Here is a 25,957-nt window from a genome sequence, read left to right on the forward strand (position 1 = left end):
TGCATTGACTGTGGGAGCGGCTGCAGCCGCGACAGCTCTTTCGTGCAACATCCCATGCATCGCGACTGAAGCCGCTCCCACAAAGAAAGAACTGAACATTCAACTGAGGAGTCATCATCCATGAAAGCCCCTGTTCGAGTAGCCGTTACCGGCGCCGCTGGTCAGATCGGTTATGCCTTGCTGTTCCGTATCGCTGCCGGTGACATGCTGGGTCCGGATCAGCCGGTGATCCTGCATCTGTTGGAGATCACCCCGGCGCTGCCAGCGCTGCAGGGCGTGGTGATGGAATTGAACGATTGCGCGTTCCCGACCCTCGCCGGCGTGGTGGCTACCGACGACGCCAACGTCGCGTTCAAGGATGTGGATTACGCGATGCTGGTCGGCGCACGTCCGCGCGGCCCGGGCATGGAGCGCAAGGATCTGCTGGAGGCGAACGGCGCGATCTTCGGCCCGCAAGGCAAGGCGCTGAACGATCACGCCAAGCGCGACGTCAAGGTGCTGGTGGTCGGCAACCCGGCCAACACCAATGCACTGATCGCGCAGCAGAACGCCCCGGACCTGGACCCGAAGTGTTTCACGGCGATGGTCCGTCTGGACCACAACCGCGCACTGTCGCAGTTGGCCGAAAAGACCGGCAGCCACACCACCGACATCAAGAAGATGACGATCTGGGGCAACCACAGCTCGACCCAGTACCCGGACATCCACCACGCCACCGTCAACGGCAAGGCAGCAATGTCGCTGATCGATCAGGCCTGGTACGAGAACGACTTCATCCCCACCGTGCAGCAGCGTGGCGCAGCGATCATCAAGGCGCGCGGCGCTTCGTCCGCGGCCTCCGCCGCGTCGGCCGCGATCGACCACATGCGCTATTGGGCTCAGGGAACGGCCGAGGGCGATTGGGTTTCGATGGGCATTCCGTCCGACGGCTCCTACGACATCGCACCGGGCGTGATCTACGGTTATCCGGTGACCGTCAAGGATGGCAAGTACACGATCGTGCAGGGTCTGGCGGTCAACGATTTCTCGCGCGGCCGCATGGACGCCACTGACAAGGAACTGCGCGAAGAGCGCGCCGGCGTCGAGCATCTGTTCGCGAAGAAGTAAATCGGTTTCATTGCATGAAACCCGGGAAGAGGGCGGCCGATCGGCCGCCCTTTTTTTGGGACGTCTTCGGATATCAGTGAGACTTGTTCGCCAGGCCGCTCAGCACCTGTCGCACGTAATCCAGCAGCGTGTCATCCACTGCACTGCCACTGCGCAACTCGGGCTCTTTCGCATATGCCTCGCGAATGCGGGCGTGCGTCGCCGGATCATCGCCGGCGTAGGCGCGGAACAGCTCCATCCAGCGCCTCGCCAATTGCTGCGCATGCTGATCGTCGCTGGGCAAATTTTCGGCGATGGCCTGGCGCAGTTCGGCAATGAGTGGCGGCCAGGCGTACATCTGCCTGCCGTAGTGGCTGTGCATGCGTTGCATGTCGTGCGGCGTGAGGTAGCGCTCGAAGATCGCCAACCGTCCGGCAACCATCGCCTGCTCCACGAATTGCTCCAGCTCGCGGCTGATGCCACTGCGTTCGCGCAGGCCCGGCTCGCTTTCGTTCATCGCATGCAGACGCATCAGGAATGCGGGATTGTTGCCGGTGCCGCGGCCGACCATGGTCATCCAGCTCAGTGCAAGGATCTGCGCGTCGGCATCTTCCGGTGTCGCCCCGCGGTCCATAGCCGACTGCACGGCGCTGACCAGTGCGCTCCATTCGGCCAGCACATCCGGGTCGGTGTGCAGCGGCAGGTCCTTCAGTTCTTCGGGTGAGAAATATTTCTCGTACATCGTCATCAACTCCAGCGTGTCCAGCCAGTCGGCCAGGTCAGGGGACTGTCCATTCGCCAACTGAGCGCGCAGATAGACCAGTCGCTCACGCAGGTTTTTCGCCTCGGTGAGTTCGCGGTCGATCTGCGCGATCTGGCGGTTGACCACATCAGCCAGGGGCTGTTGCGGTCCGGACAGGGCAGTTCCGATGTCGGTCAGCGACAGGCCGAGCTGACGCAGGGCCTGGATGCGATGCAGGCGTTCGATGTCCGCCCGTGCATAAAGCCGATAACCGGCAGCGGAGCGCGATGCAGGCTGGAGCAGGCCGATGGCGTCGTAGTGGTGCAGGGTGCGCACGGTCAGCCCGCAACGTCTGGCCAGTTCACCCACAGTCAGCAACATCGTCTCCACTCCTCTCGCATCGCGTGCCGGTACGCTAAGGGCTCACGTTACGTGAGGGTCAAGCCCTGTCCAAGGGGTTCGGTGCAAGGTGGTTTACTCTGAGGGCCTTTCGCATGGGCTGAGCGCATGAACGACTTCATCACCGTGCTGGTGGCCGACGATCATCCGATGTTTCGCGCTGCCGTGGTGCACACGTTGGGCAACGCCATCGATGCACGTGTACTGGAGGCGGCCAGCCAGAGCGCGCTGGAAAGCGCCTTGGCCGCCGAGCCCGCCACCGATCTGGTGCTGCTGGACCTCACCATGCCCGGGGCTATCGGTTTCTCATCGCTGCTGTGGCTGCGCGCCGAGCACCCGGACCTGCCGGTGATCGTGATCTCTTCCAACGACCGTCCGCGCATCGTGCGCCGCGCCCAGCAGTTCGGCGCCGCCGGCTTCGTCTCCAAGGCCGCACCGGTGGAAGTGCTGGGCGCGGCCATCACACAGGTGCTCGATGGTGGCCTCGCCTTCGACACCCACCGCGCCGAACGCAGCCCCGAAGACGCCGCACTCGCGGCCCGTCTCGCCCAGCTAACGCCGCAGCAGTTCCGCGTGCTGATGCTGATCGCCGAAGGGTTGCTCAACAAGCAGATCGCGGATCGGCTGGGGCTGGCCGAGAACACGGTGAAGATCCACGTGACCGCGGTGCTTTCCAAGCTGGAATGCCGCTCGCGCACGCAGGCGGCGGTGCTGGTGAAGTCGCTGGATCTGGATGAGGATGAGCCGTGACGGATGCCATCCCGATGCTGTCGGCTCCCCTCAAATCAGCGCCGCGCTGAACCGGCGATTGCCAGGTCGTTCTGAAACCGGAATTCGGCGGGTGTCAGCCCGCCAAAGCGGTGGTGCGGTGCAGTCGGCTCACGCATTTCGGTGAGATTGCGCAATGCATGCACGTCCAGAGGCGAGTTCCTATCTCACGAGGATTTCAATCCACGACATTGCCGTGGATTGAAATCCTTGGAGCTTAATTTTGTACGGTATGAGTCAGGTCATCCAGCACATGCCGGGCAATGGCGTGAATGTCGCCTTTGGGCTGGGTTGGATAAGTGTTTCGTTCGTGCGCCCACTTCTCGCCGAACGCATACCAGTCGATTGACTCGGGTTTTCTACCTTTATCGAGTGCGTCGTCCAGCGAGCCGAAATAAGCCTTCCAACGCGAGTAATAGTAGTCGCCAAGAAGTCCCTGCCATTCGCGGCGTGCGTAATCGGCCTCTTGGGGATTGCCCCATAGGGTGATCAGCGCGCGGGCGTCGTATTCAACGGCGGCCGAATCAGCGGAGGACCGGGTGTACGACTTCGCATGGGCCAGCCAAGGGCCGAGCATGAACTGCTCGTTGGTGCCCAATACGGCATCAAGTTGCTTCATCAGCTGCAGCCACCGCGCACTGAGGCTATCGAACTCTGCCTTGTCCTTCGCCTCGAAAGCCGCCTTGATACGGGGCAACAAGACCCTGCCGCGGACCGACAGCGCTTGACGGGTCAGGTCGGTCAGATCGTAGCGATATGCGCTGCTGTGCCGCAACGACGGAGCGACGTCTAGAAGTTGGGCCAAGGCCTGCTGGATTTTGGCTGGGTCGTAATGGAGCGGGCTTGCGCCGGGCTCGGACAGACTGGGGGCTGTTTCGTAATAACCGGTCTGGTATTTGCTGTCCCAGTTGGCCGGCAGGTCATAGGCGGTCTGTTGCAGGATGTGCCAGGCAGCGACGGCGTGGGGATCGGGTCTGGAACCTCCATAACGGCGCCATGCCCAGTCCATGAACCACTGATCGAGATCCGCCGGCGCCTTGCGCCAGGCAAGCTCGGTGAAAAAGTCCAGCGCTACGGGGTTGTTGTCGCTGGCTTCCGGCATCAGTGCGATACCTGTCATCGCGCTGTTCGGTCTGGCTTTCCATGGCCAGTAGCGGGTATGCCATGTCGATAAGTTCGCGCCCATGTTGGTGTGGCCGCCAAAGTTCCAGATCGTGCCGAAGGTGTACGGAATTCCCTGCCATTCCGCTTCTCTGTCGAAGGCTTCAGGGCTGGACTCGGAGCTGCCATCCACGATGAGGGAGTGGGACTTGTCCAGTCCCCGGATCACTTCGGGCAATGGATTGCCCTCCCAGCCCAGGAGCACCCACGTTGCGCCCGGATGGGCCTTCTCGAGTGCGCCTTGTATGTCCTTGACGGCGGCGACCAGATTGATGCCGCCCGTGTGGGCACCTTCGCTGCCTTCATGGAGTGGATCCATCTTGAACATGTGGCTGTCACCAAAAAGGGCAGCCTGTCTGCGGTAGAAGTCGGCAGCGACCTTGGCGAAGGTGCTATGTGTCGGATCGAGCCAGTCCGGCCGGGAAAACCCATCCCACTTCCCCGTCGAGACGCTACGGGCGCCAGGATTCCTGTCATTGAAGCCAGGCGGGACTGTTCCGTAATAGCCGGGGAACACCGCCGTCATGCCCAGTTCTCTTAGCCGTCCGGCCATTTTGCTGGCGAGTACGGCTTCCTGGTCGATGGTGCTTTGCGCTATGGGTTCGTGGGAACAGCACAAATTCTGCAGCAGCCACCACGGTTGATGCGTAATTTGGGGTATCCATTTGCGCAGCTCGGCCTGGGTGTAGCCGAAGTCTTGCAGCGTTTGCTCGTAGACCTTGTCCTGTCCCTGATAGACGAGTACTTCGTTGATGCCGTGCAGTGCCAGTACGTCTATTTTGTGCTGCCAATAGTCCCAATGGGCGTAGGGCTGCGTGTAGCCCTCATCCACGTCGTTGAATGCAAACCGGTGGATGCCGCTGGCCTCGTGGAAGATCGTTTGCCGGGGCAGCGGCAAAGTTCTGGGCAGGTTCAACTGCTCGCCATTCAAGGAGATGTTGGCGTGTGCCACTTCTTTGAGATACCCGCCGAAACCGGCAATCAAGGTGGCCGGCGTGGTGGCTTCGATCGTCACGCGGCGGTCGTGCTGGGTAATGCGGAAATAGTCGTTCTGATCAATTTTGGATACGGCCTTCAAATCCACCTGGGCGGCATACGTGCTGCCGACCAGCCGCGTCAGGGCGGCGCGAGCCGGGCCGACATCGAAAGTGGGCTCGCCGGGATCACCCTGGTGCATGGGGGCCTGTGCCAACGCGCATGACATGGCCGCTCCCCACCATGCCGTTACCGCCAGATACTTGATCGGGTTGACCGTTAACCGCATCTGGTTGTCGTTGCTGAATCGATTGCTTGAAATCATTCGTCTGCCTCTGTCAGGAGCTGTATTGCGCACCTCGGGAGACGCTGCTTTCACCACTGCTCGGTGAACAAGCTTCTGCCAGACTTGAGATCGGATACTGGCGTTGCCTTCCAGGTAAAGGGAGTGCTTGCGGGAAGTTAAGCCCCGATTCTACGCACCATTGAGCCGAGCGTTAAAGCATATGGCCATCTGGACGTCCGCAAGCAAAAGCGACCGCTGTGCGCGATGGACCGCGAGGACTACCCATGCTGCGCCAGCAATCGGCTCATCAACGCGCGCAACCTTGAAGGCGACACCGGCTTGAGCATGAAACGCAGGCCGGCAGCTTCCAGTTCCACACGCGTATCAGCATCACCGTGTGCGGTGAGCACGATCACCGGCGGTGCGGCACCCCAGCGCTGCTGCAGGTCGGGGAGCAGGGCAGGACCCGTGGTGTCGCCCAACTGGTAGTCAAGCAGCACGAGGTCGGGTGGTGGTGCCGAGCCGGCCAGCATGGCGGCCTCGGTGGCGTCGGCGGCGGTGTTGACCTGGCAACCCCAACGTTGCAGCAGGGCAGTCATGGCGGTGCGGGTGTGGGCGTCGTCGTCGATGCACAGGATGCGGCGGCCGATCAGCGGCGATTCCGGATCGTCGGTGACCGTCGTCGTCGGCGCACCGGAGTTGTCCGGCGCGGCTAGCGGCACGCGGATCGCGAACACGCTGCCGCGGCCGGGCCACGAGTGCAGCGTCACTGGATGGCCGAGTAGCTGGGCAATGCGCTGGACGATGGACAGGCCCAGCCCGGCGCTGCGCTCGTCGGCGTCCACGCCGGAATCGAGCCGGCGGAATTCCTCGAAGATCACCTCGCGCTGGTCGTCGGCGATGCCGACACCGGTATCCCACACCTCGATGCGCAGGTGGTCGACGTCGCGACGGCAGCCGAGCAGCACGTGGCCGCGCGGTGTGTAGTGCACGGCGTTGGACAGGAAGTTCTGCACGGCGCGACGCAGCAGGATGGCATCGCTGCGTACCCACGCGCGGGTATCGACGAAATCGAACGCCAGCTCGCGTGCCTGCGCCACGATGCCGAACTGCCGGGCGAGTTCCTGCAGGATCGGCGACAACGGAAAGACGCCTACCTGGGTCTTGAAGCCGCCGGCATCGAGGCGGGCCAGATCGAGCATGCTGGTGAGCTGGCTGTCCAGCGCCTGCAGCGCGTGTTCGACACGGGCGAGCAGGGCGCGGTCGGCGTCGGCGTGCAACGGTTCGCGTAGCGCGCCGGCGAACAGGCGCGCGGCGTTGAGCGGCTGCAGCAGGTCGTGCACGGCAGCGGCGACATAGCGGGTCTTGTTGCGGTTGGCGCGGCGCGCTTCGGCGGTGGCCAGGCGCTGTTCGCGGGTGGCGGCGTCGACGCGGTTTTCCAGTGTGGCGGTGAGCGTGCGCAGCTCGCGCGCGGCGTCCTTGTAAGCGGTGATGTCGGCGTAGCTGGTGACGAAGCCGCCATCCGGCAGCGGGTTGCCGCGGATCTCCAGCACGCCGCCGTCGGGGCGCTCGCGCTCGTACATGTGCGGGCCGCCCTCGCGCAGGTAGTCGAGCCGACGCTGGATGGCCTCTTCCACGTCGCCGGGGCCAAGCAAGCCGCGCTGGGCGTTGTGCCGAAACAGGTCCTCCACTGGTCGACCCTTCTGCAACAGGTCGGGCGGGAACTGCATGAGGTTGGCGTAGCGACGATTCCAGGCGACCAGACGCAGTTGCGCGTCGACCACGCTAACGCCCTGCGGCAGGTGTTCGAGCCCGTCCGGATTGCCGGTTGCGGCCTGCTGCGCGGCCTGCACCAGGCTGTCCTGTTCCGAACGCAGCGCGCTGGCGTAGTGCGCGACCAGTCGCTCCAGTTCCTCGCGGCTGCGCTGGCGCAGCCGCGCCACGCGCAGGCGTTGCTGCAGGAAGAGGCCGAGCAGGATCGCCGGCAACCAGCCGCCAAGCGTGATCAGCGCGGCGCGATAGCCGGCGGCCGTGGCGTCGCGACTGTCGTGCAGCAGATGCACGGTCCAGCCCTGCGAGGGCAGCGGCATGGATTGCCAGACAACGTCATGCCGCGTCAGCGGCTGCTCGACGTGCACCCGACGCCCGCCATCGGCGAAGTGGGCGAGGGTGGTCAGTTGTGCGGGAAGCAGCGGTTGGTCGCCGTACTGGCGGGTGTGCTCGAGCGCGCGTGTGGCAGCGGGCGCAAGCGGTTGCAGCGGGCGGTAGAGCCACGCGGGCCGGTTGCTGAGAAAAACCACGCCGTGCGTATCGCTGAGCAGGATGGTGTCCGCGCTATCCGACCATTCCTGCTCGAAGGTATCGAGCGTGATCTTCACCACCACCACGCCGATGCGCTGGCCGCTGGCGTCGTGCATCGCTTCGGCAATGAAATAGCCGGCTACGTTGGTGGACACGCCAATGCCGTAGAAGCTGCCGTGATCGTTCGCCATCGCCAGCTGGAAGTAGGGCCGAAAGCTGTAGTCGAGTCCCACGTTGCTGGATGGATCGCGCCAGTTGCTTGCCGCCAGCGCCACGCCCCGACGGTCGATCAGGGTCAGCGTGGATACGTGGGTGAGGCCGTTGGCCTGTTCGAGTTTGCGGTTGAGTGCAGCGGTGTCGACACCGGTCGCGGGGTGTTCCAGCGCGTGGCGCAGATCCGGATCCAGCGCCAGCACGGTCGGCAGCACGCGGTAACGGTCGATGAAGCGTTGCAGCGCCAGCGCACGCAGTTGCAGCTGCTGGGCAGTTTGCGCCGACAGCTGATGCAGCGCCCGCTCTCGTGCGATGCGGCCGACCACACAGACACTGGCAAGCATGGCCACGGCGAGCACCAGTACGGCGAGAAGGCGACGATGTCGTTGGGTCATGGGCGGAGAACTTGCGCATCGGAAAACCGCCTGGCGCATGGCCTGGCGCTTTCCGATGGTGGCACAGCGAAAGGGCAACTAGCCGGAATGTGCTATTCGGCCGCGACGGCCACTGCGCTACAACTGGATTCGGCCAATCCGCCACGCGACCGTTCCCGTCGTCCGCTTCAAGGGGTACTGATGCACATCACCACCGTCACGTCTTCGCCGAAGCGTCTGCCGATTTATCGCCAGCTGTACGTGCAGGTGCTTGTCGCGATCGTGCTGGGCGCCATCGTGGGCCACTTCTGGCCACATACCGGTGAGCAGCTCAAGCCGCTGGGCGATGCCTTCATCAAGCTGGTGAAGATGATCATCGCGCCGGTGATCTTTCTCACCGTGGTCAACGGTATCGCCGGCATGAGCAACTTGCGCACGGTCGGTCGGGTGATGGCCAAGGCGATGGCGTATTTTCTGGTCATGTCGACGCTGGCGCTGGTGGTCGGCCTGCTGGTGGCGCACCTGATGCATCCGGGGAGCGGGCTCAATATCGATCCTGCCTCGCTGGATGCCGCCAGCGTGCAGGGCTATGCCAGCAAGGCGCATTCGCTCACGCTGACCGGCTTCTTGATGGACATCATTCCGTCGACGGTGATCGGCGCGTTTGCCTCGGGAAACATCCTGCAGGTGCTGTTCTTCGCGGTGCTGTTCGGTATATCGCTGGCGATGGTCGGTGAGGCGGCGGCGCCGGTGACGAACTCTTTCGCCGCGCTGGCGGCACCGATCTTCAAGCTCGTGCATCTGCTGATGAAGGCGGCGCCGATCGGTGCGTTTGGTGCGATCGCCTTCACTATCGGCAAGTACGGTATCGGCTCGCTGACCAACCTGGCGATGCTGGTGTTCACCTTCTATCTGGCCTCGGCCTTGTTCGTGCTGGTGGTGCTGGGCGCGGTGGCCCGCTTCAACGGATTCTCGGTGGTGAAGTTGATCCGTTATCTGAAGGCCGAGCTGCTGCTGGTGCTGGGTACGTCCTCGTCCGAGGCGGCGCTGCCCTCGCTGATGGAGAAGATGGAACTGGCCGGCTGCCGCAAGTCGATCGTCGGCCTGGTGGTGCCGGCCGGATACTCGTTCAACCTCGACGGCACCAATATCTACATGACGCTGGCGGCGCTGTTCATCGCCCAGGCGACTGGCATCGATCTCACGCTGGGCCAGGAAATCGCCCTGCTGGCCGTGGCGATGATCAGCTCGAAAGGCGCGGCTGGCGTGACCGGCGCGGGCTTCATCACGCTGGCGGCTACGCTCACCGTGGTACCAACCGTACCGGTGGCCGGCATGGCGCTGATCCTGGGCGTGGATCGTTTCATGAGCGAATGCCGCTCGCTTACCAATTTCATCGGCAACGCGGTCGCTACCGTGGTGGTGGCACGCTGGGAAGGCGCACTCGATCGCGAGGCGCTGGACGAGGCGCTGCATCGCCCGCACCTAGCTGCGATCGTCAAGCCGCGCCGGACCATGATCCAATCGGGAGAGACACGATGAGTCGTTGCAGTGTTTTCCTTGCCGCGCTGGCCGGGCTGTTCTGTGCCGTCGCGATGACGCCCGCCATCGCCAACGATGTCGCGCCGGCGCAGACGATCGCGCTATGGCCGGGCACGCCGCCGGGCGGCGGCAGTGGCCCGCGCGGTGCGGAGCGGATGGGCCAGAGCGGCACCGGCGTGGGCGCCGTGTCCAACATCAGCCGGCCGCGCATCGAGATCTACAAACCGGCCCGGCCCAACGGCACCGCGGTGTTGCTGATCGGTGGCGGCGGTTATTTCCGTATCGGCATCGGCCACGAAGTGATGCCCACGGCGCGCTGGCTGGCGGCTCTGGGTGTGACGCCGGTGGTGTTGTACTACCGCCTGCCGGGCGAGGGCTGGACACCGGCCGCACCGTTCCAGGACGGCCAGCGCGCGATGCGCATCCTGCGCGCAAAGGCTGGCGAGCTGGGCATCGATCCGAAACGGATCGGCGTGATCGGCTTTTCCGCCGGTGGCAACCTGGCCGGCATCGTGGCGACGCGTTTCGCACATCCCTTCTACGCGCCGGTGGATGCGGCCGACCAGCAGTCGGCGCGACCTGACTTCGCCGGCCTGATCTATCCGGTCAGCACCTTGCAGGCGCCATATGCCACCACCCGTTCGGTACGCGAGCTGTCCGCGCAACCGGATGCGGCGACGGCGTACACGATCCAGCTGCATGTAGGCCACGACACGCCACCGACCTTCGTCACCGACGCGGTGGACGACCCGATCGTCAATGTCGATACCGGGTTGTCACTGTTCGCCGCGCTGCTCAAGCAGCATGTGCCCGCCGAACTGCATGAGTTCGAGACCGGCGGCCATGGCTGGGGGCTGGGCAAGCCGGGCACCCTGGTAGCGGCGTGGCCGCGGCTGTTCGCCACCTGGGCACGCAGCCACGGCTTCATGCCGGCTGCCGCGTCCGCCTCGCCGTTCGCCGTATCGCCGCAGGAGACGCCGGCGGTGAAGAACCGCGCGGCCGCCGATGACGGCGACACCGACGACAACTGATCGATCGACCACCTTCCGCATTCCCGGGGAACCGACGCATGACTTCCAATCCACGCATCCTGCCGACCGCCGTGCTGGGCGCCCTGTTGTTGACCATCGCCGTGCCGGGCCGCGCCGCCGAGTCCGTGTCCAATGCCGAACTGCTCAAGCTGGTCAGGCAGCAGGCCACCGAGATCAAGGCGCTGAAGCAGCGGCTCGGTGTTGTGGAGGCGCACGAGTCACAGTCGGGTGCCGCCGCGGTGGCCGCGACCTCGCCGCTGCAGCGCCAGGCCGTCGAGAACGGCGAGGCCGTGCAGGCGGCGGTGGCCGATACCCGTGCCGACGAACAGGCGCTGACCCAGGCACGGCTCGCCGATGGCGGCAGCCGCGGGGGCAGTGGCGTCACTACGCGTTGGGGCAAGGGCCACAAGGCTGGTCCGACCTTCAGCAGCGACGATGGCTTCTTCACCTTCAAGCCGGACGCCCGCCTGGTGATGGACTTCGCCGGCACCCGCGGCTCCGATTACGACGAACGCAACATCACTGGCTCGCAATTCAATTCCGTGCGGCTGGGTGCGGAAGGCGCGATGGGCAAGCTCGGCTACCACTTCGAGGTGGATTTCGCCGGCAACAAGTCCTCGCTGAAGGAGGCCTACCTGTCCTACGCTGCGCGAACGTTCGGGCTGCCCAGCAAGTTCTACCTGGGCAGCTTCCTCAAGGACATCGGTACGGAAGGCTCCAGCGAGGGCGTGACCACGCCGTTCATGCTGCGCAACGCAGCAGCCACGGTGGGCGAGCCGGTGAACAGCTATTTCGGCCTGGGCGGGGAGTGGAAGATCTTCGGTCCGTCCTGGCACTACAGCCTTTCGGTGAGCGGCAACTCGCCGGCCGCATCGACTACCGGCAGCGACACCGACTCCATCGCCTACCTGACGCGCGCGCACTGGAATCCGATCAAGGGTGGCGATGGGTTCATGCACGTCGGCGCCTGGTACTACTACGAGAAGATCAGCAACGGCGTCACCAGCATCAACAACACGCCGGCGATCGCGCTGGACTACAACGGCAATCTTGCCGTGTCGGCCAGTTCCATCGCCGATCCGACGCAGGACCATGGCGTCGGCTATGAGCTGGGCGGCGTCTACCGCAATATCTGGGTGATGAGCGAGTACGCCAAGCGCACGATCGATTCCAGCAGCACCGAGGCGGTGTCGCGGCATGGCTCCTCGCTGGCGGCCGGCTGGATGATCACCGGTGAGAAACCCGGGTTCTCCAGCCACGGCGGCAACTGGCAGGGTGTGCACGTGAACGATCCGGTGACCTCCGGTGGCTGGGGCGCTTTCGAGTTGGCCTGTAGGGTCGACCATTACGATTTCACCAATGCGCCGCGTGGCGGCAAGGGCATCAGCTACACGCTGGGCCTGAACTGGTACCTCAACGACTGGTCGCGGCTGATGGTCAATTACGTCCGCTGGTATACCGACAACCAGGTCGGCAGCTACCAGGGGCCGGACTGGGGCAACTCGCTGGGCGTGCGGGCGCAGGTGGTGTTCTGAACTGGATCGCAGGAACGTGCATCACCGCTGCCCTGCGCTTGCGACCGCCAGTTCGGTAGAATCAGGCTCTTCGATGGTTGGGAAGTAATGACATGAAGCGACTGGTTCTGATCGGCGTATGCACCGTCCTGTCCGCCTGCGGCGGCACGCACGGTCTGCGCGATGAAAACCCAAACCTGAGCAGCCACACCGACAAGAACGTGGCCAGCTACGTGGAGTGCGCGCGGGCGAAGTGGGCGGCGCTGTCGCCCGCCGCTGCAGGATCGAGCAAGGGCGAGGAAGGCCACGTATCTGCCACCGACAAAGAAGGTGCGCATGAATTGCTCGATGTGACGTCGGATGGCAAGGGCGCCCAAGTGACGATGTACGAGCGTCAGAATATGAAAAAGAACTACAACTCGCGGTATCGCGAAGAGGCGATTTCCTGTCTGTAGTTCCTGCTGCGGCCAGGTTTGAAAACGGGACGGCGAGTGTGCCGTCCCGTTTGTTCTTGCCGATGCGTCAAGCGGCGACCGCTTCGTTTTCCGTCTCCGCGATCGGAAGCGGGCTTCGGATCAGATGATCGAATGCGCTAAGCGCGGCGGTGGAGCCGGCGCCCATCGCGATCACGATTTGCTTGTACGGCACCGTGGTGGCGTCGCCGGCGGCGAAGACGCCGGGCAGGGAGGTCTGGCCGCGATCGTTGATGACGATTTCGCCGCGTGGTGACAACTCCAGCGCACCTTTCAGCCATTCGGTATTCGGCAGCAAGCCGATCTGCACGAAGATGCCTTCCAGCTCCAGTGTGTGCATCTGGTCGTTGGTGCGGTCCCTGTAAACCAGGGCGCTGACCTTCTGGCCGTCACCGAGCACTTCGGTGCTCAGTGCGCTGACGATGATGTCGACATTCGCCAAGCTGCGCAGCTTGCGTTGCAGGACTTCGTCGGCGCGCAGTTTGTCGTCGAATTCGATCAGGGTGACGTGGGCCACGATGCCGGCCAGGTCGATCGCCGCCTCGACGCCGGAGTTGCCGCCGCCGATCACTGCCACGCGTTTGCCCTTGAACAGCGGGCCGTCGCAGTGCGGGCAATACGCCACGCCCTTGTTGCGGTATTCGTTTTCGCCGGGCACGCCCATCTGTCGCCAGCGTGCGCCGGTGGAGAGGATCACGGTTTTCGACTTCAGCGTGGCACCGTTGGCCAGTTGGACCTCGACCAGACCGCCGGTAGCGTCGCTGGCCGGCACCAGCTTCTCGGCGCGCTGCAGGTTCATCACGTCCACGTCGTATTCGTGCACGTGCTGTTCCAGCGCCGCGGCCATCTTCGGACCCTCGGTGTAGGTGACCGAGATGAAGTTCTCGATACCCATGGTGTCCAGCACCTGGCCGCCGAAACGCTCGGCCGCCACGCCGGTGCGGATGCCCTTGCGCGCGGCATAGATCGCCGCCGCCGCGCCGGCCGGGCCGCCACCGACGATGAGCACATCGAACGCGTCCTTGGTCTTGATCTTCTCGGCTTCGCGGGCGCTGCTGCCGGTGTCGATCTTCGCCAGGATCTGTTCCAGGCTCATGCGGCCCTGGTCGAACACCTCGCCGTTGAGATAGACGGTGGGCACCGACATCACCTGGCGTGCCTCGACCTCGTCCTGGTACAGCGCCCCATCGATGGCGACATGCTGGATGCGCGGGTTGAGCACGCTCATCAGGTTCAGCGCCTGCACCACGTCGGGACAGTTCTGGCAGGACAGCGAAAAATAGGTCTCGAAGCGATAGTCGCCGTCGAGATTGCGAACCTGCTCGATCACGTCTGCGCTGGTCTTGGACGGATGTCCGCCGACCTGCAGCAGGGCGAGTACGAGCGAGGTGAATTCATGACCCAGCGGAATGCCGGCGAAGCGCACGCTGATGTCGGTGCCGACGCGGTTGATCGCAAACGAGGGTTTGCGCTCGTCGTCGTCAGCACGAACCAGGGTGATCCAGTCGGACAGGGAGGCGATTTCCTCCAGCAGTTCGTTCAGCTCAACGGACTTGGCGCTGTCATCCAGGGACGCAACGATCTCGATCGGCTGGGTGACCTTTTCGAGATAGGCCTTCAACTGGGTATTGAGATTGGCATCCAACATGACGGACTCCGTGGTTTGTTCGGGATGAGCGTGACGAGCACCCGGGCGGACCCGGGCGTCGACGTTGCACTATGTTTCGATAAATCGGACCCGGAAGGACTCCGGGTCCATGGCGCTTCCGCGCAGGATGAATCAGATCTTGCCAACCAGGTCCAGCGACGGCGCCAAGGTCTTCTCGCCTTCCTTCCACTTGGCCGGGCAGACCTCGTTCGGATGGGCGGCGACGTACTGGGCCGCCTTGACCTTGCGCAGCAGCTCGGATGCGTCGCGGCCGATACCGCCGGCGTTGAGCTCGACGATCTGGATCTTGCCGGCCGGGTCGATCACGAAAGTACCGCGATCGGCGATGCCGTCGGCTTCAATCAGCACATCGAAGTTGCGCGAGATCAGGTGGGTCGGGTCGCCGATCATGGTGTAGTTGATCTTCTTCACCGCGTCCGAGGTGTCGTGCCAGGCCTTGTGCGCAAAATGGGTATCGGTGGAGACCGAGTAGATCTCGACGCCCAGCTTCTGGAACTCGGCATAGTTGTCGGCCAGATCCTCGAGCTCTGTCGGGCAGACGAAGGTGAAGTCGGCCGGATAGAAGAACACGACAGACCATTTGCCCTTCAGGTCAGCATCGCTGACTTCGATGAACTTGCCATTCTTGAGGGCCTGAGCCTTGAACGGCTTGATTTCGGTGTTGATCAGGGACATCGGTACTACTCCCGTGGTGGTTGAAAGACACAACAAATAGTAAAGTTTTCTGGTCGATCAATCTAATTGATTGTTGTCATCGACGCGATTGGCCGAATCTATCGATGCGAGGTGCCGACAGGTTGCCTGCCTCCTGCCGCGGCGACGTTACGCCGTGGTCGCGAAGCGACTGCGCAACTGTTGGTCCACCACCGTGGCGGTAACGATGTCGCTGCCCACGTTCACCGTCGTGCGCATCATGTCCAGAATGCGATCGACACCGATGATGATGCCGATGCCCTCCGGCGGGATGCCGAACGTTGCGAGCAGGCCGGCGATCATCGGCAGCGAGCCGCCAGGTATGCCGGCGACGGCGACCGCGCTCAGCACCGACAACAGCATCAGAACGGCCTGCTGCCCCAGCGCCAGTTCCACGCCGAAGGCCTGTGCCACGAACAACACCACGCAGCCCTCGAACAACGCGGTGCCGCTCATGTTCATCGTCGCGCCCAGTGGCAGCACGAAACCCGCCGTGCTTGGCGAAAGTTTCAGGTCGTCGTGCGCCACGGCCAGTGACGCCGGCAGGCAGGCGCTGCTGGAGCTGGTCGAGAACGCGGTGATCAGCAGTGGCCTGATTTGCCGGAAATAGGGCAGCGGCGAACGGCCAGCGAGGAACCGCAGCCACAGCGACATGGTTCCGAACAGGTGCAGCGCCAGCGCGATGGTGCAGCCCGCTACGAACACCGACAGTGCCAGCAGTACATCCAGGCCGACCTTGACGATCACGCTGTAGATCATCGCCGGCACCGCGTATGGCGCCAGTCGCAGGGCGAAGCCGACGATGCGGGTCATCAGCTCGGTAATCGTGTCCAGTGCCGCCTGTACCCGCTTGCGCTGCCTTTCGCCAAGCTGGGTGGCGGCCGCGCCGATCAGGATGGCGAACAGGATCAGCGGCAATACGTCACCGAGCGCGTCCCGGCTAGGGCCAGCCACGGCACCTAGCAGGTTGCGTGGCATGAACATCTCCACCAGCGTCGCAAAACTCATGCCCGGCTGGGACGCCTCCCGCTCGATCGACTGCTGCGCCCTGCTGCCGTATTCCTGCATCAGTTGGGTGCGGGCCTGCCCATCCAGATGATGACCAGGCTGCACCGTATTCATCATCAACAGCCCGATCGCCACCGCGATGAGCATGTTGGCGGCAAACAATCCGAACGTACGGCCGGCCAGTGGACCGAGCCGGTTCAGCCGACCCAGCTGGGCCACACCCGAAGCGAGCGAGGTGAAGACCAGCGGGATCACCACGAAAAACAGCATGCGCAGGAAAATCTGCCCGAACGGATCGAACACCGCGCTGGAGATTTCCTGCATCGTGCTCAGCGTGGCGGGATGCAGGCGGCCGACGCCCAAGGTGATCACCGCGGCAACCACGCCGATCACCAGGCCCCAGAGAATGCGTTTTGCGAGAGGGGTCGATGTACTCATTCGGTTGAATGTACGGGGCTGCGGAGGATTCGTCACGCAGGAACTTGCGTAGCGCCGGGGAGCCGGCTGACCGCCACTTTCGGACCCTGGTACGCATGGCGGAAGGCCCACATCCCGGCAAGGTGCCGCGGTGAGCTAAAATGGTCGCTTTGACGGAGGCGACATGACACAGCCCGTATCTCCCGGCGCGCGTTTTCGCGCCGAGCTCGACGCCGAACAGCCGCTGCAAGTCATGGGCGCGATCACGGCCTACGCGGGATTGATGGCACGACGCGTCGGCTACAAGGCGCTCTACCTGTCCGGCGGCGGCGTGGCCGCCAACTCGCTGGGTGTGCCGGACCTGGGCATCAGCACCATGGAAGACGTGCTCACCGACGCACGTCGCATCGTGGACGCCACCGGTCTGCCACTCATGGTCGACATCGATACCGGCTGGGGCGGGGCATTCAACATTGCACGCACGATCCGCTCGTTCGAGCGCATTGGCGTGGCCGCGGTACACATGGAAGACCAGGTCGGCCAGAAACGCTGCGGTCACCGTCCGGGCAAGGAAGTCGTGCCGAAAGACGAAATGGTCGATCGCGTGAAGTCGGCGGTCGACGCGCGCACCGACGCGGGCTTCGTGATCATGGCACGCACCGACGCGGCCGCCGTGGAAGGCATCGACTCGGCAATCGAGCGCGCCTGCGCCTATGTCGAGGCCGGCGCCGACATGATTTTTCCCGAGGCGATGAATACGCTGGCGGATTACCGCAAATTCAAGGCCGCGGTGAAGGTGCCGATCCTGGCCAACCTCACCGAATTCGGCTCCACTCCGTTCTTTACCACCGACGAACTGCGCGACGCTGGCGTGGACATCGCCTTGTATTGCTGCGGCGCGTATCGCGCGATGAACAAGGCGGCACTGAACTTCTACGAAACCGTGCGCCGCGAAGGTACCCAGAAAGGCCTCATCGATACCTTGCAGACGCGCGAAGAGTTGTATGACTTTCTCGGCTATCACGCCTATGAGGACAAGCTCGACGCATTGTTCTCGAAGAAGGACTGACCATCATCACCTTCATCGTCGTCGTAGGAGCCCGCTTGCGGGCGATGCTTTTACTCCGACATGCATCAGAACAAGAGCATCGCTCGCGAGCGAGCTCCTAAGCACACAGTAAAGAGCACCAAACCTGCACCCTGGAGATTTCCCATGAGCGAGCAAGTCCTTCCCAAGGCCAAGAAATCCGTCGCCCTGTCCGGCGTGGCCGCGGGCAACACCGCACTGTGCACCGTCGGTCGCAGCGGCAACGATCTGCATTACCGCGGCTACGACATCCACGACCTGGCCGCCAAAGGCTGCTTCGAGGAAGTGGCCTACCTGCTCGTGCACGGCGTGCTGCCGAACTGGACCGAGCTGAACAACTACCGCTCGCGCCTGAAGCGCCTGCGCGGGCTGCCGGCGCCGGTCAAGGCGGCGATGGAATTGCTGCCAGCCGCCACCCACCCGATGGACGTGCTGCGTACCGGCTGCTCGGTGCTGGGCACCGTGTTGCCGGAGAAGGACGATCACAACGTCACCGGTGCGCGTGACATCGCCGACCGACTGATGGCCAGCTTCGGCTCGATGCTGCTGTACTGGTACCACTTCAGCCACAACGGCAAGCGCATCGAGACCGAAACCGACGACGAATCGATCGCCGCACACTTCCTGCACCTGCTGCATGGAAAAAAGCCGAGCGACCTGCACGCGCAGGCGCTGGACAAGTCGCTGGTGCTGTACGCCGAGCATGAGTTCAATGCCTCGACCTTCGCTGCCCGCGTCATCGCTGGCACCGGTTCGGACATGTACTCGGCACTCACCGGCGCAATCGGCGCGCTGCGCGGCCCGAAGCACGGCGGTGCCAACGAAGTGGCGATGGAAATCATTGCACGCTATCGCAGTGCCAACGATGCCGAGGCCGACATCCGCGCCCGCGTCGAGCGCAAGGAAATCATCATCGGCTTCGGTCATCCGGTTTACACCGTGTCCGACCCGCGCAACGAGATCATCAAGGAAGTCTCGCGAAAGTTGTGCACCGACGGTGGCAATCCGATCCTGTTCGATATCTCCGAGCGCATCGAAAAGGTGATGGGCGAGGTCAAGAAGATGTTCCCGAACCTCGACTGGTTCTCGGCCAGCGCGTACCACATGATGGGCGTGCCCACCGCGATGTTCACGCCACTGTTCGTGATCGCGCGCACCTCCGGCTGGAGCGCCCACGTGATCGAGCAACGCGAGGACGGCAAGATCATCCGCCCCAGCGCGAACTACACCGGCCCGGAAGACCAGGCTTACGTTCCGATCGACAAGCGCTGAAGCAAATCCGCCACAACGAAACAGGGAGCCGCGCGGCTCCCTGTTTCGTTGTGGGCGGCTGTTTGTTTCGTCGCTCGCGCTGCGATCCGCTGCTGTATCGATCTTGTTACATCGTGTAACGGCATTTCGTCCACGTGTTCGCCAATGCCGATCGCTTGGTGCCATGCGGGTTTGAACTGTCATGCGCGGATTTGCGCCTGTAACGCGGATGAGCCAGTCGCGTTTTCCGATGGTATGAACAAGCAAGCCCGCGTTGCGCGAAGGTTCATCCAAGCTTTTGATTGAACGGATAAATATGTTTTCCGCCGCGAGTTCTCATGGGATGGCGCACATGTTGCTTCATCCGCTTGCTGCAAAAGCAAGGCAAACAGGGGGTCCCGCGTCGTTCCAGGAGAACAAACATGCGCAAGACTCTTCTCGCAACAGCAGTGGTGCTCGGCCTGGGACTCGCTCTCCCGGCCATGGCAGATCGCAACTTCAACAACGGCAACACCAATTCGAGTCAACATACCAACACCAACTCCAGTCAGCACACCAGGACAAACAGCGGCGATGACCGCAACAACAGTGGCGCGGTCAACTCCGATGGATTCGGCACCGCGGCCGCCAACAACGGTGCAATGGCGACGTCGTCAGTCAGCGACGCCTTCAACACCAGCAAGGCGGTGGCCATAAGCCGGCTTGATGGCACGGTTTCCGACATCCGTGTTCACGGTATCGGCAACATGGCCAGCAACATGGGCAATGCCAACGGTGGAAGAGGCGGGGCCAGCGGTGACGCGACGGGCGGCAATGGTCGTGGCGGCAACGGTGGGTCCGGCGGAGACGGCGGAAACTCCCACTCACGCAGCGGTGCGGCAGGCGATGGTTCGGCGCACAGCGGTGATGCGGGCGCGCTTAGCGCTTCGTCCGGCGGCAACAGCAATGGCGACAGCGGCAACTCCCGCTCGCGTTCGCGTGGATCCAGCACTGCGACATCGACGGCGGGTGCCGGTAGCTGGGCTGGCGGTGCCGGTACCAGTGGCGCGGCGACCGCAGACAGCGGCGCCGGCACCGGTACGGGTGGTGCCAGCGGTGCAGCCGACAGTACGGGTGGCATGGGCGGCGCCGGCGGCGCTGGTGCTTCCGGCACGGGTGGCAGTGCCACGGCCGGCACCGGCGGAGCCGGCGGCGCAGGTGGATCGAACTCGGTGGATGCCGGCACGTTCGACATGTCCAACAACATGTCAGGCGCGGCAGCGGCGGCAGCGGGAGTGACCGTGATGGCGCAGAACAGCGGCATCGGATCGTTGATCCAGCAGAGCGTGAACGTCCAGGCCAATCTGAACGTAGGTCAATAAGCGACACCCCGCATCGGGGAGCGCCTGGCGCTCCCCGATGCTTTCTGACCGCGGTGCACCGGCGGCCACGCTGGATCGGCGTCGGCGTCCATGCTGCATGCGGTTGTCATGGAGATACGGCCATGCGTAGTGTCGGACCTTTTTGCTGGATCGCCGGGCTGCTGCTTGGTGCGATGGCTTGGAATGTTTCCGCGGCAGCTCCCCCAGCGTCCGCGCATGGCGCCGCAGCCACCAGGACGGCACCGCGATATGTCATGGGGATCGGCCAGAGCGTGGATCCTGCCGCGTTGGCCGGGCTCAGTGGCGGTACCGATATCACCGAGCGGATGACGCTCAATGGCACGGTGACCGACAACAGTGCCGATCAGGTGATGACCGGATCCAACGCGATCAACAGCGGCTCCTTCAACGGCGCTGCAGGTTTGCCGATGGTGATTCAGAACACCGGCAACAATGTGCTGATCCAGAACGCCACCATCGTCAACGTGCAGTTCCAGCCATGAAATGCGCCATGCTGCTGGCGACTGCCTTCGTCGTGCTGCTGCCGATGGGTTTGCTGGCGGCAGCCACCGTGGCGGTACCGGGCGGGCAGGGCAACAGTTACCGCTTCCATCTCACCAGCCTGAAGGAAGCCCGCTTCAGGAACACGATCCGGCAGAAATACGATTTCAGCTGTGGTTCGGCGGCTGTGGCCACGTTGCTGACATACCAGTACGGCTATCCGGTGAACGAGGAAACGGCGTTCGAGGAAATGTATGCCAACGGCGATCAGTCCAAGATCAACAAGGAAGGTTTTTCGCTGCTCGACATCAAGCACTTCCTTCAGCTCAACGGTTTCGACGCCGATGGTTTCCAGGTGCCACTGGAAAAACTGAATCAGGAAAACCTGCCCGCCATCGTGCTGATCAACGAGAAGGGCTACCACCATTTCGTGGTGATCAAGGGGTTGCGCAACGGCCGCGTGCTGGTGGGCGATCCGGCGCGCGGCACGCGCTCGATGCCACGGACGCAATTCGAAGCAGCATGGAAAAACCATCTGGTCTTCGTGATCCACAACCGACGCACGCTCGCCGTTTTCAACAGCAGTGACGACTGGCGCGCGGCCCCGATGGCGCCGTTGAGCTCAGCTGTCGACCGCACCGGTCTGGGCAATATCACATTGCCCAAGCGCGGTCCCGGAGATATCTGAGAATCGCCATGACGAACCGTTGCAGCAAGTGTCCCGGAGTCTGCCTGCTGATGGGTTTGTCGATGGCATGGGTGGGCGTGGCATGGGCGCAAAGTTCCATGCCGGGCACGACCATAGCTCCGGTGACGGGGTGGCGGGCGATCAGCGACAGTCGCCTGGATGCGGTGCGCGGTGGTTTCGACGTTGGCAGCGGACTGCTGGTGTCGTTCGGGATCGAACGTGCGGTCTATATCAACGGCAACCTGGCCTCCAGCGTCAGCGTAAACATCCCCGACGTCGGAAGGATGACGGCAGAACAGGCCAGTGCGCTGGCAGCGACGACCAGTACCGTCAACATTCGGAACGGCCCGGGCAATACGTTCGATCCGGCAGCGCTCAACCATGCAGCGGCAGCGACGGTCATCCAGAACAGCCTGGACAATCAGGACATCCAGAGCCTGACCACCATCAACGCCGCCGTGAACAACCTCGGTACGTTCGACAGCCTCAATCTGCAGCGCAGCTTGCAGGCGGGCCTGATCAACTCGTTGGGCCATTAGAAGGGAGCGATGCAGCGGATCGCCAACTGCACTGCTTGAGCCATGTTCACTTCACCAGGAAACGTGATGGCCTGCAAATCATGGCAAAGGAGTTGTTCGACCGGTTGCGCAGGGTTGCTGTTGCTCGGTGGCATGGCCAGCGCACAGAACGCGCCACCATCGGGCACGCCCGTGGGGAACCCCGGCGCGCTATCCGTCGCGATCAGGAAAAGCATGACCGAGCAGGGCGAGCGTATCGATGCGATGCGCAGCCAGATCGAGGCCCAGTCCGCACAGATCGAGGCCATGAAGCACGCGCTCGCGGCGCAGGAGAACGACTATCGTGCGTTGCGGCACGCCGTCGGTCTCGACACGCTCGATCGACAACGTGCCGGCAACGTGAAAGCCGGCAATGCGACAGCCAGCGCATTGCCCATGCCGGGGGCGGGAGCGCAGTCGGCGGGACAGACGCCCGATCAGCCGGTCGGGCAGGCGCCGGAGCGTGATACGGGCCCGCCCGCCGTCGCACCCATCTTCGAGCAGCCGGGCGTACTGACGCCACGTGGCAAGCTGGTGGTGGAGCCCTCCTATCAGTTTGGTTATTCATCCGCCAATCGGGTGAGCCTCATCGGATACACGGTGATTCCCGCGATCCTGATCGGGCTTATCGACGCGCGCGAGGTCAAGACGACCACGCATACCGCGGCCCTGGCGATGCGCTACGGCCTCACCAACCGGCTGGAGCTGGAACTGCGCGTGCCCTATCTGTACAACCACACGGATACGGTCAGTCGCGAGATATTCACCGGCAGTGCCCAGGACAACGTGTTCACCAGCAGCGGCCATGGCCTGGGTGACGTGGAAGCCACGGCGCGCTACCAGATCAACGATGGCGGTGCGGACCGGCCGTATTACATCGGCTGGCTGCGCTTCAAGTCACGTACCGGCACCGACCCGTTCGAGGTGGTGACCGACTGCGTCACTCGCTGCGTGCAAAACGCGACCGGCACCGGGCTGCCGCTGGAGGTTCCGACCGGCTCGGGGTTCTACTCGTTGCAGCCGGGCCTGACCTGGTTGTACCCGTCCGACCCGGTGGTCTTCTTCGGCAACCTGAGTTACCTGCACAACTTTCCGCGGCGTGGCGTCAGCCGCAACGTGTTGCTGGCCGGCAAGGAATACCTGGGCAAGGTATCGGTTGGCGATGTCGTCGATGTCAGTCTCGGCATGGGCTTCGCGCTCAACGACAAGGCGTCGATCAGCCTGGGTTACGACCAGAGCTTCATCGGCATCACCAAGCAGAACAACAAGACCGTCGCGGGCTCGGCGAAGTCGGTGCTCGGTACATTGCTGATCGGCGGCTCCTATCGTCTGAACGAGAAACGCACCCTGAATTTCGCGCTCGGCGTCGGCGCGACACGTGATACTCCCGATGTCACGGTGACGGTCAGGGTACCGACGATGTACTGACGCGATGGCGGATTCAGCGAACCGATCGCTTGCGATTGTTTCGTACCTGCATCAGCCAGCCGCCACCGCAGACGGCGATGACGAGCAGGATTTCCAGCGCGTATTTCGACCAGCGATGTGCGTCGAACCAGCTATCCAGCCAGGGCTCATGCGTGATCATCCGCCCGGCAGTGAAGGCGATGGCGCCCGCGCCGACGTACATGATGATCGGGAACCGACCGATCAACTTCAAAATCAGCGTCGATCCCCACACCACCAATGGCACGCTGATCAACAGGCCGATGATGACCAACCCCAAGTGGCCTTTCGAGGCGCCCGCAATCGCCAATACGTTGTCCAGGCCCATCAGGGCATCGGCGACCATGATCGTGCGCAGCGCGCGCCAGAACGTATGGGCCGCGCTGATCTCGGGATCATCATCGGCGTCATGACGCAGCAGCTTCCAGGCGATAGGCAACAACAACAGGCCACCAGCCAGCATCAGTCCCGGCAACTTGAGCAGATAGACGACCACGGCGGTGAGTGCGAAGCGGACCGCAACCGCGCCGAAGGTACCCCAGAAGACCGCCTTCTTTTGCAGTGACGGGGGCAGGCGGCTGGCGGCCATCGCGATGACGATGGCGTTGTCGCCAGCCAGCACGAGGTCGAGCAGGATGATGGCCAACAGGCCGGAGATGAAGTCGCTGCTGAGGAGTTCCATGCGGGTTTCCGTGCGCGTCGGACAATGCAGTGAGCACGAACGCGCGCGGCCCGTGTCCACCACAAAAGTCTTGTTCGCAGCACGGCTGCCGAGATGACCGGAGCGAAGCGTCGCTCGTGTTGACGATCACCACACCGAAACAGGCAAGCCTGCGTCGGGAACTACTCCCTTTTGGGATGTGTTACCGGATTGTCGGAGTCGGCGTGGCCCCGGTCAAGCAACGTTTTCGACGCCAGTCAGTTAAAATGTCCGTTTCCCTGCCGCGAGATTCCGCATGAGTGCGCCTGATATCCGTTCTGCCGTTCGTCCCGATCCCGACCAGCCGCTGGTCGACATCGCCGATTACGTCGTCGATTACACGATCGACTCGCAGGAGGCTTATGACACCGCGCGCTACATGCTGCTCGACTCGCTCGGCACTGCGATGCTGGCGATGAAGTTTCCGGAATGCGTGAAACATCTCGGCCCACTGGTGCCCGGTGCCACGTTGCCGGGCGGCGCACGCGTGCCAGGCACCAGCCACGAGCTGGATCCGGTGCAGGCAGCATTCGCCATTGGCACGCAGATCCGCTGGCTCGATTTCAACGACACCTGGCTTGCCGCCGAATGGGGCCATCCGTCGGACAACCTCGGCAGCATCCTTGCGGTGGGTGATTACCTCAGCCGCAAGGCAGAGCGCGAAGGTGGCCAGCCGCTGACCGTGCGTGACGTGCTCGGTTACGCCATCAAGGCCCATGAAATCCAGGGTTGCTACGCACTGCTGAACAGCTTCAACCGGGTCGGGCAGGACCACGTGATCCTGGTGCGACTGGCCTCCACCGCGGTGGCTACCGCGATGCTGGGGGGCGACAAGGAGCAGATCACCACCGCGGTGTCGCACAGCTGGATCGACAATGGAGCGCTTCGCACCTATCGCCACGCACCGAACACCGGCCCGCGCAAGAGCTGGGCTGCCGGCGACGCCTGCCGTCGTGCGGTCACCCATGCGATCAATGCGGTGTATCGCGGTGTGGTTGGTTATCCGTCGGCACTGAGCGCGAAAACTTGGGGCTTCTACGACGTGGCGTTCAAGGGCAAGCCGTTCGAGTTCGAACGTCCGTTCGGCAGCTATGTGATGGAGAACGTTCTATTCAAGATCAGCTACCCGGCCGAGTTCCACGCGCAAACCGCAGTGGAATGCGCCATGCAGCTGCACGGCGAGGTTGCCGGCAAGCTCGACCAGGTCGAGAAGATCGTGATCGAGACGCAGGAAGCGGGCTGCCGCATCATCGACAAGACCGGTCCGCTGGCGAATTACGCCGATCGCGATCATTGCATCCAGTACATGGTGGCCGTGCCGCTGATCTTCGGCCGCCTGGTGGCTGGTGATTACAACGATGGCGTGGCGGCCGATCCGCGTATCGACGCATTGCGCGACAAGATGAAGGTGGTCGAGAATCCGCAGTTCACGCGAGACTACTTCGACCCCGCCAAGCGGTATATCGGCAATTCGGTGCAGGTTTTCTTCAAGGACGGCAGCAGCACCGAGAAGGTTTCGATCGATTATCCGATCGGCCATCGCAAGCGTCGGGCTGAGGGCATTCCGGTATTGCTGAAGAAGTTCGAGGCGGCCATGGCTGATCATTTGCCGGCGCACCAGGTCAAGGCGATCCTGGCGGCGACGAAGCATCCAGCCGAACTCGACGCCATGCCATTACATCACTTCCTGGCGCTCTTCACGTTGTAAAGACGA

The 25,957-nt window shown here is 63.3% G+C and carries 22 protein-coding genes; 14 read left to right on the top strand and 8 right to left on the bottom strand.

All coding sequences use genetic code 11. The features are described 5' to 3' along the window. Window positions 1–120 precede the first annotated feature (120 nt). Entirely contained in the window at window positions 121–1,107 is a 987-nt protein-coding gene (locus ACPPVV_RS07805) for a malate dehydrogenase (protein ID WP_426702888.1), read from the top strand. A gap of 73 nt (window positions 1,108–1,180) precedes the next feature. On the opposite strand, the gene ACPPVV_RS07810 is transcribed toward ACPPVV_RS07805, so the two are convergent. Further along, window positions 1,181–2,209 carry a MerR family transcriptional regulator gene (locus ACPPVV_RS07810; protein ID WP_426702889.1) on the bottom strand — a complete coding sequence of 343 codons (1,029 nt, stop codon included), beginning with the start codon at window positions 2,207–2,209 and terminating at the stop codon, window positions 1,181–1,183. Between the two features lie 126 nt (window positions 2,210–2,335). On the opposite strand from ACPPVV_RS07810, the gene ACPPVV_RS07815 reads away from it, so the two are divergent. After that, complete coding sequence (locus tag ACPPVV_RS07815) at window positions 2,336–2,977, top strand: response regulator (protein ID WP_426702890.1); 642 nt, start codon at window positions 2,336–2,338, stop codon at window positions 2,975–2,977. Window positions 2,978–3,212: 235 nt separating this feature from the next. Here the strand turns inward: ACPPVV_RS07815 and ACPPVV_RS07820 are convergent, their stop codons facing one another. Both ACPPVV_RS07820 and ACPPVV_RS07825 read right to left on the bottom strand, forming a co-directional pair. Next, entirely contained in the window at window positions 3,213–5,456 is a 2,244-nt protein-coding gene (locus ACPPVV_RS07820) for an alpha-N-acetylglucosaminidase (RefSeq protein ID WP_426702891.1), read from the bottom strand. 239 nt (window positions 5,457–5,695) lie between these two features. Beyond that, window positions 5,696–8,326 carry a PAS-domain containing protein gene (locus ACPPVV_RS07825; RefSeq protein WP_426702892.1) on the bottom strand — a complete coding sequence of 877 codons (2,631 nt, stop codon included), beginning with the start codon at window positions 8,324–8,326 and terminating at the stop codon, window positions 5,696–5,698. Window positions 8,327–8,506: 180 nt separating this feature from the next. Here ACPPVV_RS07825 and ACPPVV_RS07830 point away from each other — a divergent pair, with 180 nt between their 5' ends. From ACPPVV_RS07830 to ACPPVV_RS07845, 4 genes are all read left to right on the top strand, one after another. After that, window positions 8,507–9,847 (top strand): dicarboxylate/amino acid:cation symporter, encoded by a 1,341-nt coding sequence (locus ACPPVV_RS07830; RefSeq protein ID WP_426702893.1) that lies wholly within the window; start codon window positions 8,507–8,509, stop codon window positions 9,845–9,847. Further along, on the top strand, window positions 9,844–10,878 hold the full coding sequence (locus tag ACPPVV_RS07835; RefSeq protein WP_426702894.1) for an alpha/beta hydrolase: 1,035 nt from the start codon (window positions 9,844–9,846) through the stop codon (window positions 10,876–10,878). Before ACPPVV_RS07830 ends, ACPPVV_RS07835 begins: the two co-directional genes overlap by 4 nt. 38 nt (window positions 10,879–10,916) lie before the next feature. After that, window positions 10,917–12,413, top strand: coding sequence for an OprO/OprP family phosphate-selective porin (locus ACPPVV_RS07840; RefSeq protein WP_426702895.1), 1,497 nt, complete (start codon window positions 10,917–10,919; stop codon window positions 12,411–12,413). A 92-nt stretch (window positions 12,414–12,505) separates the two neighbouring features. Continuing rightward, entirely contained in the window at window positions 12,506–12,847 is a 342-nt protein-coding gene (locus ACPPVV_RS07845) for a hypothetical protein (protein ID WP_426702896.1), read from the top strand. A 67-nt stretch (window positions 12,848–12,914) separates the two neighbouring features. Here ACPPVV_RS07845 and ahpF read toward each other — a convergent pair whose 3' ends face one another. The 3 genes from ahpF to ACPPVV_RS07860 all read right to left on the bottom strand — a co-directional run bounded on the left by ahpF (window position 12,915) and on the right by ACPPVV_RS07860 (window position 16,673). Beyond that, a complete protein-coding gene (gene ahpF / locus ACPPVV_RS07850) occupies window positions 12,915–14,513 on the bottom strand; it encodes an alkyl hydroperoxide reductase subunit F (RefSeq protein ID WP_426702897.1) in 1,599 nt (532 codons plus the stop codon). 132 nt (window positions 14,514–14,645) lie between these two features. Continuing rightward, window positions 14,646–15,209, bottom strand: coding sequence for an alkyl hydroperoxide reductase subunit C (gene ahpC, locus ACPPVV_RS07855; protein WP_426702898.1), 564 nt, complete (start codon window positions 15,207–15,209; stop codon window positions 14,646–14,648). A 147-nt stretch (window positions 15,210–15,356) separates the two neighbouring features. Further along, window positions 15,357–16,673 (bottom strand): dicarboxylate/amino acid:cation symporter, encoded by a 1,317-nt coding sequence (locus ACPPVV_RS07860; RefSeq protein WP_426702899.1) that lies wholly within the window; start codon window positions 16,671–16,673, stop codon window positions 15,357–15,359. Between the two features lie 163 nt (window positions 16,674–16,836). Here ACPPVV_RS07860 and prpB point away from each other — a divergent pair, with 163 nt between their 5' ends. From prpB to ACPPVV_RS07890, 6 genes are all read left to right on the top strand, one after another. Then, window positions 16,837–17,721 carry a methylisocitrate lyase gene (gene prpB, locus ACPPVV_RS07865; protein ID WP_426702900.1) on the top strand — a complete coding sequence of 295 codons (885 nt, stop codon included), beginning with the start codon at window positions 16,837–16,839 and terminating at the stop codon, window positions 17,719–17,721. A gap of 144 nt (window positions 17,722–17,865) precedes the next feature. Continuing rightward, the gene (gene prpC, locus ACPPVV_RS07870; RefSeq protein WP_426702901.1) at window positions 17,866–19,011 is read left to right on the top strand and encodes a bifunctional 2-methylcitrate synthase/citrate synthase; all 1,146 of its coding nucleotides are present in this window, start codon (window positions 17,866–17,868) and stop codon (window positions 19,009–19,011) included. A gap of 401 nt (window positions 19,012–19,412) precedes the next feature. Further along, window positions 19,413–20,351 carry a hypothetical protein gene (locus ACPPVV_RS07875; RefSeq protein ID WP_426702902.1) on the top strand — a complete coding sequence of 313 codons (939 nt, stop codon included), beginning with the start codon at window positions 19,413–19,415 and terminating at the stop codon, window positions 20,349–20,351. 254 nt (window positions 20,352–20,605) lie between these two features. Further along, window positions 20,606–20,854 (top strand): hypothetical protein, encoded by a 249-nt coding sequence (locus ACPPVV_RS07880; RefSeq protein ID WP_426702903.1) that lies wholly within the window; start codon window positions 20,606–20,608, stop codon window positions 20,852–20,854. Beyond that, entirely contained in the window at window positions 20,851–21,540 is a 690-nt protein-coding gene (locus ACPPVV_RS07885; protein WP_426702904.1) for a C39 family peptidase, read from the top strand. The genes ACPPVV_RS07880 and ACPPVV_RS07885 overlap by 4 nt, the downstream gene beginning before the upstream one ends. Window positions 21,541–21,548: 8 nt before the next feature. Then, complete coding sequence (locus tag ACPPVV_RS07890; RefSeq protein WP_426702905.1) at window positions 21,549–22,079, top strand: hypothetical protein; 531 nt, start codon at window positions 21,549–21,551, stop codon at window positions 22,077–22,079. Here ACPPVV_RS07890 and ACPPVV_RS07895 read toward each other — a convergent pair. Then, complete coding sequence (locus tag ACPPVV_RS07895) at window positions 22,076–22,294, bottom strand: hypothetical protein (protein ID WP_426702906.1); 219 nt, start codon at window positions 22,292–22,294, stop codon at window positions 22,076–22,078. The genes ACPPVV_RS07890 and ACPPVV_RS07895 overlap by 4 nt on opposite strands. Between ACPPVV_RS07895 and ACPPVV_RS07900 the strand changes: the two genes are divergently transcribed. Next, the gene (locus ACPPVV_RS07900; RefSeq protein ID WP_426702907.1) at window positions 22,293–23,525 is read left to right on the top strand and encodes an acetate kinase; all 1,233 of its coding nucleotides are present in this window, start codon (window positions 22,293–22,295) and stop codon (window positions 23,523–23,525) included. The two genes, ACPPVV_RS07895 and ACPPVV_RS07900, sit on opposite strands and share 2 nt — an antisense overlap. Before the next feature lie 13 nt (window positions 23,526–23,538). Here ACPPVV_RS07900 and ACPPVV_RS07905 read toward each other — a convergent pair whose 3' ends face one another. Then, window positions 23,539–24,225 (bottom strand): TerC family protein, encoded by a 687-nt coding sequence (locus tag ACPPVV_RS07905; RefSeq protein ID WP_426702908.1) that lies wholly within the window; start codon window positions 24,223–24,225, stop codon window positions 23,539–23,541. A gap of 274 nt (window positions 24,226–24,499) precedes the next feature. Between ACPPVV_RS07905 and ACPPVV_RS07910 the strand changes: the two genes are divergently transcribed. Next, window positions 24,500–25,951: a bifunctional 2-methylcitrate dehydratase/aconitate hydratase gene (locus ACPPVV_RS07910; protein WP_426702909.1), complete on the top strand. Its 1,452-nt coding sequence runs from the start codon at window positions 24,500–24,502 to the stop codon at window positions 25,949–25,951. Window positions 25,952–25,957: the final 6 nt, after the last annotated feature.

The sequence above is a fragment of the Rhodanobacter sp. Col0626 genome, assembly GCF_049994385.1.
Classification (GTDB): Bacteria; Pseudomonadota; Gammaproteobacteria; order Xanthomonadales; family Rhodanobacteraceae; genus Rhodanobacter.

Coding starts and splice junctions, on each gene's coding strand:
- ACPPVV_RS07805 (WP_426702888.1), top strand. CDS start 121: ATGAAAGCCCCTGTTCGAGTAGCCGTTACCGGCGCCGCTGGTCAGATC.
- ACPPVV_RS07810 (WP_426702889.1), bottom strand. CDS start 2,209: ATGTTGCTGACTGTGGGTGAACTGGCCAGACGTTGCGGGCTGACCGTG.
- ACPPVV_RS07815 (WP_426702890.1), top strand. CDS start 2,336: ATGAACGACTTCATCACCGTGCTGGTGGCCGACGATCATCCGATGTTT.
- ACPPVV_RS07820 (WP_426702891.1), bottom strand. CDS start 5,456: ATGATTTCAAGCAATCGATTCAGCAACGACAACCAGATGCGGTTAACG.
- ACPPVV_RS07825 (WP_426702892.1), bottom strand. CDS start 8,326: ATGACCCAACGACATCGTCGCCTTCTCGCCGTACTGGTGCTCGCCGTG.
- ACPPVV_RS07830 (WP_426702893.1), top strand. CDS start 8,507: ATGCACATCACCACCGTCACGTCTTCGCCGAAGCGTCTGCCGATTTAT.
- ACPPVV_RS07835 (WP_426702894.1), top strand. CDS start 9,844: ATGAGTCGTTGCAGTGTTTTCCTTGCCGCGCTGGCCGGGCTGTTCTGT.
- ACPPVV_RS07840 (WP_426702895.1), top strand. CDS start 10,917: ATGACTTCCAATCCACGCATCCTGCCGACCGCCGTGCTGGGCGCCCTG.
- ACPPVV_RS07845 (WP_426702896.1), top strand. CDS start 12,506: ATGAAGCGACTGGTTCTGATCGGCGTATGCACCGTCCTGTCCGCCTGC.
- ahpF (WP_426702897.1), bottom strand. CDS start 14,513: ATGTTGGATGCCAATCTCAATACCCAGTTGAAGGCCTATCTCGAAAAG.
- ahpC (WP_426702898.1), bottom strand. CDS start 15,209: ATGTCCCTGATCAACACCGAAATCAAGCCGTTCAAGGCTCAGGCCCTC.
- ACPPVV_RS07860 (WP_426702899.1), bottom strand. CDS start 16,673: ATGAGTACATCGACCCCTCTCGCAAAACGCATTCTCTGGGGCCTGGTG.
- prpB (WP_426702900.1), top strand. CDS start 16,837: ATGACACAGCCCGTATCTCCCGGCGCGCGTTTTCGCGCCGAGCTCGAC.
- prpC (WP_426702901.1), top strand. CDS start 17,866: ATGAGCGAGCAAGTCCTTCCCAAGGCCAAGAAATCCGTCGCCCTGTCC.
- ACPPVV_RS07875 (WP_426702902.1), top strand. CDS start 19,413: ATGCGCAAGACTCTTCTCGCAACAGCAGTGGTGCTCGGCCTGGGACTC.
- ACPPVV_RS07880 (WP_426702903.1), top strand. CDS start 20,606: ATGGGGATCGGCCAGAGCGTGGATCCTGCCGCGTTGGCCGGGCTCAGT.
- ACPPVV_RS07885 (WP_426702904.1), top strand. CDS start 20,851: ATGAAATGCGCCATGCTGCTGGCGACTGCCTTCGTCGTGCTGCTGCCG.
- ACPPVV_RS07890 (WP_426702905.1), top strand. CDS start 21,549: ATGACGAACCGTTGCAGCAAGTGTCCCGGAGTCTGCCTGCTGATGGGT.
- ACPPVV_RS07900 (WP_426702907.1), top strand. CDS start 22,293: ATGACCGAGCAGGGCGAGCGTATCGATGCGATGCGCAGCCAGATCGAG.
- ACPPVV_RS07895 (WP_426702906.1), bottom strand. CDS start 22,294: ATGCTTTTCCTGATCGCGACGGATAGCGCGCCGGGGTTCCCCACGGGC.
- ACPPVV_RS07905 (WP_426702908.1), bottom strand. CDS start 24,225: ATGGAACTCCTCAGCAGCGACTTCATCTCCGGCCTGTTGGCCATCATC.
- ACPPVV_RS07910 (WP_426702909.1), top strand. CDS start 24,500: ATGAGTGCGCCTGATATCCGTTCTGCCGTTCGTCCCGATCCCGACCAG.